Here is a 7666-nt window from a genome sequence, read left to right on the forward strand (position 1 = left end):
TACCGCCTGTATGCCTCGGGCATATTTGGCCGTGTCGGCGACGGCGGTTACGATTGGTCTCCGATGGTGCGCGGCACGCTCGGTACACATGTGGGATTTTTCACAACGAGCCTCAATCCCAGCAGTGCGAACAATCGTGGCTACGGTTTTCAGTTGCGCTGCCTCTCGGAATAAACGCGCCCACAGGGCGTTCTACTGACAGCCTCTGCCCTAATCCGCCTTTATCCCAAAACAGGCAGCCTCTACCCTAAATTGAAACCCCGACTGCCCGGTTCGCATGCCGAGTGGCACCCTGTTTATTCCGAGAGGCAACGCAACTGAAAACCGTAGGCACGGTATGCAGTGTTTGCGGAATAAAGTTCTGTCAGGTAGATGTGCAGGTATCCGCCGAAAGATTGGTTGGTTGTAGATGTCCAAACGTGTCCGTTTCCTCCGATGTTGTTCGATGTGCCATCGGCTCTTTCGCGGAAGCCCGGGCGCCCCTGTTTATTCCGAGAGGCAACGCAACGGAAAACCGAAGGCGCGATAGATCGCGTAACTCGTGATGAGGAATTGCGCACGAAATTCCAAAAGCATGCCGTTCGTGTTGCTAATTGTAGACGACCAGTTGTAGCCCTGACTGCCGACGACCGCCACTCCGCCGTTGTTACTTTCGCGGTTGCCCGGGGCGGAACAGGGTACTGCGGAAGAAATAGATTACAAGTATTTTTCGAGGTCGATGCCCGTCGGCATAAATCGTTCGAGGTCAGCTTTGTGGACATACAACTCCTTGACTACCGCCGACGAAATAGCCCCCAGATACGGATCCGTCAGCAGGTAAAAGGTCTCGATCCGCGGATCCAGCCGTTTGTTGATGGCGTCGATCGTGCGGTCGCTTTCGAAGTCGTCCACCGACCGCAATCCCCGCAGCAAGATGCGGATTCCCTGCCGATGACAGAAATCGGCCGTCAGTCCGTCGTAGGTCTCCACCCGTACCCGCGGCTCGTCGCGAAACACATCGCGAATCAGCCGGACGCGATTCTCCATCGTCAGGAGTCCCTTTTTCTTGATGTTGTAGCCCACCCCCACGACAACCTCGTCGAACAGCGCGAGCGCCCGCCGTACGATATTCTCATGACCCGCCGTAAACGGGTCGAACGACCCGGCGAAGATGGCTTTTTTCTCCATACCCGTGAAATGCTGCAAACTTTTAGGTAAAGATAAACATTTTTCATACCTTTGCGCCACTTGTCCGAAACAGCGGCGGTTTTGCACAAACCAGGGAACGGGGAAGATTCGCTCTTCGCGGTTCGTTTTTCAAGAACGCTGTGGGCAGGCAAGGGATTGACAATCAACAAATTTATCAAAACATGTCAACCAAAATCAGACTGTCGCGTCACGGGAAAAAAGGGTATGCTTTTTATCACATCGTGGTGGCAGACAGCCGTGCGCCGCGCGACGGGCGTTTTATCGAAAAATTAGGGACTTACAATCCGAATACCAATCCGGCTACCGTGGTGCTCAACTTCGAGAGCGCTGTGCGGTGGGTCGGTGTCGGGGCACAGCCGACAGATACCGCTCGGTCGATCCTTTCGAAAGAGGGGGTAATGTATCGTCATCACCTGAACGGCGGGGTGCGGAAAGGCGCTTTCACCGAAGAGGTGGCTGAACAGAAGTTCGCGAAATGGAAAGCTGAAAAAGAGGCCAAGACGGCATCGACCAAAGCTGCTCTGGATGCGGCTAAGGCGAAGACTGCAAAGGAACGTCTGGAAGCTGAAACGAAGGTGAAAGAGGCTAAGGCTGCGGCTTTGGCGGCTAAGTTGGCCGAAGCTGCTGCGGCGGCGAAGGCGGCTGAAGCTACGGAAGAGGCTGCCGAGGCGGTTGCCGAAACTGCGGAAGAAGTTGTCGTTGCGGCTGAAGAGGCTGCTGCGGAATAATTTTTCTCCGGGAGCACTTTTGTTCCGTGCAAAACAACCCTATGGAAAACCTCGCTTCATACCGGAGCGAGGTTTCCTTTTTCTGGCAAAATGCGAAATCAATCGAATATGAAAAAAGAGGAGAGTTCGAGTTACACAGCCCGCGCCAAGGCGATCGAGGCGGCGGCGCAGCGCGGCGAATGGGTGGTCGGGCGGATCAAAAAAGAGTACGGAAATGCGGCTGACGGAGGCGGAACTTTGCTCGTATCGCTCTATGACGGTTTTCCGGACGATCCGGTCGGGGGCGAACCGCTGTGGACGGTGGTTGATTCACTGGCCGTGCCGCTTTATGTCGCTTCGTTCGAGCGACAGGGCGGAGGGCGAGGCGTAATCGTATTCGATGATTTCGAAACCTCGGCGGAGACGGGCCTGTTGATCGGAAAGACGCTTTATCGGATACCGACCGCTGCCGACCGGTCGGAACGGACGGATGACGGAGAGGGGGATTTGAGCGTGTTGGTCGGGTATGAATTGACGGATCAGCGTTCGGGACGGGTGGGGATGGTACGGGAATTTTATGACTATCCGGGCAATCCGCTGCTGGGTGTCGATTTCGAAGGGCAGGAGGTGTTGGTTCCGGCGGGGGTGATCGAAGTCACGAGCGTCAAGAAGCGGCGATTGGCGGGTGATCTGCCGGAGGGGCTGTTCGAACTGTGATACCAAACACAATCCTGAATCATGGAAAATAGATCTGAAATAGGGCACCATCGTCTCCAAGAGGGCGATGCGCAGGCACGACAAGAGCTCGTACAACTCGCCGAGGCCGGCGACGCCGGAGCGCAATTCAAGCTCGGAGTCTGCTATGACCACGGATGGGGCATGGAACAGAACTACATCGAAGCGGCCAAATGGTACCGTCTCGCTGCGGAACAAGGTCATATCGAGGCTCGATTCAACCTCGGGGACTGTTATAAGGACGGACTGGGGGTCGAACAGGACTACACGAAAGCAGCGGAGTGGTTTCGCCTCGCAGCCGAACAGGGACTGCCTGACGCGCAATACAACCTCGGAGTATGTTATGCGAACGAGGTGGGGGTCGAACTGGATTACAAGGAAGCTGTGAAATGGTATCGCAAAGCAGCCGGACAAGGATATGCCGATGCGCAATACAACCTCGGTATTTGCTATAAAAATGGACGGGGCGTCAGACAGAGCTACCGGCAAGCAGCGAAATGGTACCGACTGGCAGCCGAACAGGGAGATGCGGATGCGCAGTTCAGACTCGGTCTCTGCTATATGAACGGAGAAGGCGTAAAATCAGACGCTGCGGAAGCGTGCGAATGGTTCCGTCTCGCTGCGGAACAAGGATACCTCGAAGCACAATGCAACCTCGGCAACTGCTACTATTTCGGTTTCGGTATCCATCCGGACGATGCCGAAGCTGTGAAGTGGTACCGCCTCGCGGCGGAACAAGGAGATGCCGATGCGCAATATAACCTCGGGCTCTGCTATAAACACGGCAGAGGGGTCAAACCAAATGATAAAGACGCCGCAGAATGGTACCGATTGGCAGCAGAGCAAGGTCACGTCGAAGCACAATACAACTTGGGATGGTGCTATGAATTCGGCGAAGGCATCGAACAGAACCGCGCCAAAGCTGTGGAGTGGTATCGCCATGCCGCCGAACAAGGGTTTCGGGAAGCCGAAGCCAGATTGACCGAACTACGCTGAGACACAGTATCCCGGACGGAGAATCGATAAAATTCCGGCCGACGGTTTTCCGTCCGATACCCGGTCGCACGGGCCATGCCCCATAAAGTGGAAATGCTTACGCATTTCCACTTTTCAATTCGGCCCAATTCTTGTCCGCGCGCCTAATAGCTGAAACTGCTGCCACCCAAAAACTCGCGCAAAATCGAGGTCGGAGGCAATTCCCGATCCGGTATCTCGACGAAATAGTCCAAAAACCGCGACAGCCGCAATGCTTCCGCGAACTCCGGCGTATTGGCCGGAACGCGCCCTAACAGTGGTTGGGCGTACCTCTTCAGGATCGATATCTCGAAAAACAGGGAGGTATTCACCATCACGTCGGCCTGCTCCTGGAACGGGAAAATGTACTTGTCCTCGCCCCGCCGAACACTCCCCCACCCCCGGATCGTATCGTAAGCCGAACGCCCCCGGTACTTGCTGTCCCGCACGATCCGCCGCAACAGCCGATTATCGGTCGTCGAAATCACGGTCATGTCGTCCAACGAAAGGGTTGTCAGCGCCGAGGCGTAAATCTTGTACTTGAGGTGCTCTTCGATATGGGGCGTCAGGGCCGGATTCAGACCGTGAATCCCCTCGACGATCACGATGCTCCGCTCGTTGAGCTGCAAGGTCGTTCCGTCGTAGTACCGCTTGCCGTCCGTAAAACGGAATTTGGGCATCTCGACCTGTTCGCCTGCGAAAAGGCGGTTCAAATCGGAATTAAAGGCCTCGACATCGACCGCGCCGAGCGATTCGAAATCGTAATCGCCGTTCTCGTCCCGCGGGGTATGCTCGCGATCGACGAAGTAGTTGTCCATCGAGATGGTCTGCGGTTCGAGTCCCAGCACCCGCAACTGAATGGAGAGCCTCTTGGCCAGCGTTGTCTTACCGCTCGATGACGGGCCGGCCACCAGAACGATCTTAAGACCACTTTTCCGGTGACGTTCGGCAATGACGTCGGCAATTCGGGCCAGGGTCTTCTCCTGCAACGCCTCGCCGACTTTGATGAGTTCGCCGGCCTCGCCGGCCAGCACGCGCGAATTGAGCGAGCCGACATCCGCAATACGCAGAATATCAGACCACTCCTGATTTTGCTGAAAGACGGAGAAGAGTTTCGGTTCGAGCCGCATCGGTTCGACTTTCGTCCAGTCGTCGCGCCGAGGCATCTGCAACACGAAGCCGCCGCCGAATACGTGCAGGTCGAAGACGGTCAGCACGCCGGTCGAAACGGCCATCGCGCCGTAGAAATAGCCGGGCAGTCCGCCGAGGTTATAGACCGTCACGAAGCACTGGGGCCATGTCCCGAGCAAGGCGACTTTGTCCTCGAACCCGCAGCCGCGATAAAGTTTCTCGACGTCGGAAAAGAGCAGCTTTTCGCGCACGATCGGCAGGTTGAGCTCCACGAGGGTCCGCATCCGCTTCTTGATCTCTTCGACCTGCTCGGCGCCGATGGAACCGGCTCCCTCGATCTCGCAATAATACCCCCGGGCGGCCGTATAAAGCACGCGCAGCCGGGCTTTCGGATAGAGGTCGGAAACGGCTTTGTGCAGCAGGAAAAAGAGGGAACGGGCATAAACCCGCATGCCGTCGGACGAAACCATCTCGACAAAGCGCAGGCTTTTCGGCGAATAGAGCCGGGTGTTGAGCTCTTTCATCCGGTTGTCGGCAAAGCAGGCGATTACGGGCGACTCGGTGCGCAGGGCCAGCATCTCCAAGGCCTGCTCCAGCGTGGAGCCCTCTTCGACATAAAGAGTCGTATCGTTGTTCTCGCAGTAAATCTGTATGGGTCGTGTCATCATGATTGCAACAGGCTACAAAAAGTATTCCTAAAGATACGGAATTTTTCTTTTTCGGCTACTGCGCAAGAAAAATCGTCTGACGTTCGCGAGCTGCGATGGCCCGCACCCATCGTTCCGGGCCGGCCGACCAGTTGTCGCGTACCCGGGGCGACAAGGTCTCCTGCGCAGTCAGCCAGGAGGCCAAGGCAACTCGGTAATCTTCGGCCACCACGGTCACGGGCCACCCTTCGTTCTGAAGTTCCCGAGCCCGAAAGGAGTTGAGCACGAGGGTATAAGTACGAGCGGGGTCAAACGGTTCGCCGCGTTCGGTCTCGTAGATCGTCACGCGGTGTCCGGCCCGGGCGGTCAGGTCGACCCGGAACCGAAGCCCGGCGACATCGTCGTGCAGATAATAGGGCACTCGCAACCGGACCAGATCGGATTGAGGCCCGGAAATCCGAAAAAAGCGCATCCCGAAGATCTTTTCGATCCACTCGTTGAGCCTGCATCCGGGCACCCGAACGGTCACAAGTCGGTTGTCGAACCGAAAGAGGGGCAAAACGTCGCTCAACGACAAGTCACCGGCGGCCAGGGTGGCATCCATCACGGGCGGCGCAAAAAACGAGAGGTCGGCTCCGGGCGCCATGGCCTGATGAAAGCGGTGAAAGAGGTCGGCGAAGGCGGATGGCCCGAAAAATCCGTCCCGTGTGGTGATCGCGGTGTCGAGCGTCGCCACGGGCTCCAGAAAGAGCCGCCGCATCTGTTTCTCATCGATTGCAAAACGCGCTTTCAACGTTTTGGAGGGCCGAATTTCCGAAAAATCGTACCGTCTGACACGCACTGCCGTCTGCCCTTCGATTTCATACCGATCGACAACGAGCCACTCGTGTTCACCGAGCGAATCCACAGCGGTCGGGGTCACTCCGAAAAGGGCCATCACGAAATCCTGCTCTGCCTCACTCGCATAACCGGCTGCACGCATTAACCTCTGCCGTAAAGTACTGTCGATCTGACTCGTATAAATCGCATCGCCGAGCGGCATCTTCCGCCGAGGAATGTCTACGGCGAAAACGGCCGTCTCTCCGAGTTCTGCCCGCCACGTCTCGACAAATCGGGCGACGGCGATCAACGAGCCGGCCCGATGTCTGCCGGTGATAGGGTCGAAATCCATCGTGGCGGCATCACCGGCGGTCACAACGAGCCGCTGGTGTGACTGAGCGGAGGCGAGAGTGCCCAGTAGACTGAAAAACAGAGTGATAACTATTCTACGCATCTTTCGTTTCTGCGTGTTGGTTCAGATTGGGCGATGTCCCGCCCCGGGCTGTCGCGAAAGGAGTAACGGGGCACTGGGGGTCGTCGGCAGCAATGGGATCAGTTGGGCTTCGACGGTCAGCCACACGAAGGGCATGAACGTGAATTTCAGTGTGATGTGGCTTCGTTCCAGCACTTCGGACTGCCGTGCCTACGGTTTTCCGTTGCGTTGCCTCTCGGAATAAACAGGAACGAGAGGCACTTGAAAGATGGCCGGGTACCCTAACTTGAAGCCGAGGCGACCGATTGTTCGAGATAGAGGCGGCCATTGGGGCAGAGAAAAGCCGGTTCGAGTGCCGAGCGGCACCGCCCCGGGCTACCGCAGTAACCCATTGGGCACGCTGCTCTATGTCGGCGATGCCGGATACGGTTGGTCGTCCGCTGTCAGCAGGCTCAACGGTGTGTTCTTGCACTTAACCGCGGAGCTCCTCCTCCCCAGCAATGCGGGCAACCGCGCCCACGGTTTTCCGTTACGGTGCCTCTCGGAATAAACGGGAAGGAGTGCTTTCGCCGGAACCGATTGGGGACTTAGAACCCTGAATATATGTCATTTTCTATTCTGACTTTGCTGCGGGGCGCAACGAGCTCCGTCGAGTTGCAATCCGCCGCGCAGGGTGCGGCGAACTGCGCGACTCTGCGAGTCAAGAGCAACGCCTTTTCTGTCAAGTTCAGCCTTGTCGCCCGAGCGGGTCGAAACCTGCGGGGCCTACTGCAACGTCAGTTGCGGGCCTCCGCTGGGGGAGGCTTCGGCCCGCGCGACTCTACGAGTCGCAAAAGCACAGCCCAACCCACGGCCCAAAGCACTGCCCCGTGTCCGCCTCACTGCGGCTCCGCTGTCGCTCCGCCGCCTTTTCGCGCGCCTTGCGCGATTCATCTACATTCGGCTACCGCCGAAATAGCAGAATCGCTTCTTTAGGCGTGGCGCGCGAGCAA

Annotated in this window: 6 protein-coding genes; 3 read left to right on the top strand and 3 right to left on the bottom strand. The window is 57.2% G+C overall.

Features of this window, described 5'->3' with window-relative positions; genetic code table 11:
- Positions 1 to 696: 696 nt before the first annotated feature.
- Positions 697 to 1167, bottom strand: coding sequence for a pantetheine-phosphate adenylyltransferase (gene coaD, locus QZ302_RS03025; RefSeq protein ID WP_294592332.1), 471 nt, complete (start codon positions 1165 to 1167; stop codon positions 697 to 699).
- Between the two features lie 182 nt (positions 1168 to 1349).
- Between coaD and QZ302_RS03030 the strand changes: the two genes are divergently transcribed.
- From QZ302_RS03030 to QZ302_RS03040, 3 genes are all read left to right on the top strand, one after another.
- On the top strand, positions 1350 to 1916 hold the full coding sequence (locus QZ302_RS03030; RefSeq protein WP_294592335.1) for a 30S ribosomal protein S16: 567 nt from the start codon (positions 1350 to 1352) through the stop codon (positions 1914 to 1916).
- Positions 1917 to 2024: 108 nt separating this feature from the next.
- Positions 2025 to 2612, top strand: a complete 588-nt coding sequence (locus QZ302_RS03035; RefSeq protein ID WP_294592338.1) for a hypothetical protein — start codon at positions 2025 to 2027, stop codon at positions 2610 to 2612.
- A gap of 21 nt (positions 2613 to 2633) precedes the next feature.
- Positions 2634 to 3626 carry an SEL1-like repeat protein gene (locus QZ302_RS03040; protein WP_294592340.1) on the top strand — a complete coding sequence of 331 codons (993 nt, stop codon included), beginning with the start codon at positions 2634 to 2636 and terminating at the stop codon, positions 3624 to 3626.
- A gap of 143 nt (positions 3627 to 3769) precedes the next feature.
- Here the strand turns inward: QZ302_RS03040 and QZ302_RS03045 are convergent, their stop codons facing one another.
- Both QZ302_RS03045 and QZ302_RS03050 read right to left on the bottom strand, forming a co-directional pair.
- Positions 3770 to 5443 (bottom strand): nucleoside kinase, encoded by a 1674-nt coding sequence (locus QZ302_RS03045; protein WP_294592343.1) that lies wholly within the window; start codon positions 5441 to 5443, stop codon positions 3770 to 3772.
- A 55-nt stretch (positions 5444 to 5498) separates the two neighbouring features.
- On the bottom strand, positions 5499 to 6695 hold the full coding sequence (locus QZ302_RS03050; RefSeq protein ID WP_294592346.1) for a 5'-nucleotidase: 1197 nt from the start codon (positions 6693 to 6695) through the stop codon (positions 5499 to 5501).
- Between the last annotated feature and the right edge of the window lie 971 nt (positions 6696 to 7666).

The sequence above is a fragment of the uncultured Rikenella sp. genome (assembly GCF_910579375.1).
GTDB lineage: Bacteria > Bacteroidota > Bacteroidia > Bacteroidales > Rikenellaceae > Rikenella.

Coding starts and splice junctions, on each gene's coding strand:
- coaD (WP_294592332.1), bottom strand. CDS start 1,167: ATGGAGAAAAAAGCCATCTTCGCCGGGTCGTTCGACCCGTTTACGGCG.
- QZ302_RS03030 (WP_294592335.1), top strand. CDS start 1,350: ATGTCAACCAAAATCAGACTGTCGCGTCACGGGAAAAAAGGGTATGCT.
- QZ302_RS03035 (WP_294592338.1), top strand. CDS start 2,025: ATGAAAAAAGAGGAGAGTTCGAGTTACACAGCCCGCGCCAAGGCGATC.
- QZ302_RS03040 (WP_294592340.1), top strand. CDS start 2,634: ATGGAAAATAGATCTGAAATAGGGCACCATCGTCTCCAAGAGGGCGAT.
- QZ302_RS03045 (WP_294592343.1), bottom strand. CDS start 5,443: ATGATGACACGACCCATACAGATTTACTGCGAGAACAACGATACGACT.
- QZ302_RS03050 (WP_294592346.1), bottom strand. CDS start 6,695: ATGCGTAGAATAGTTATCACTCTGTTTTTCAGTCTACTGGGCACTCTC.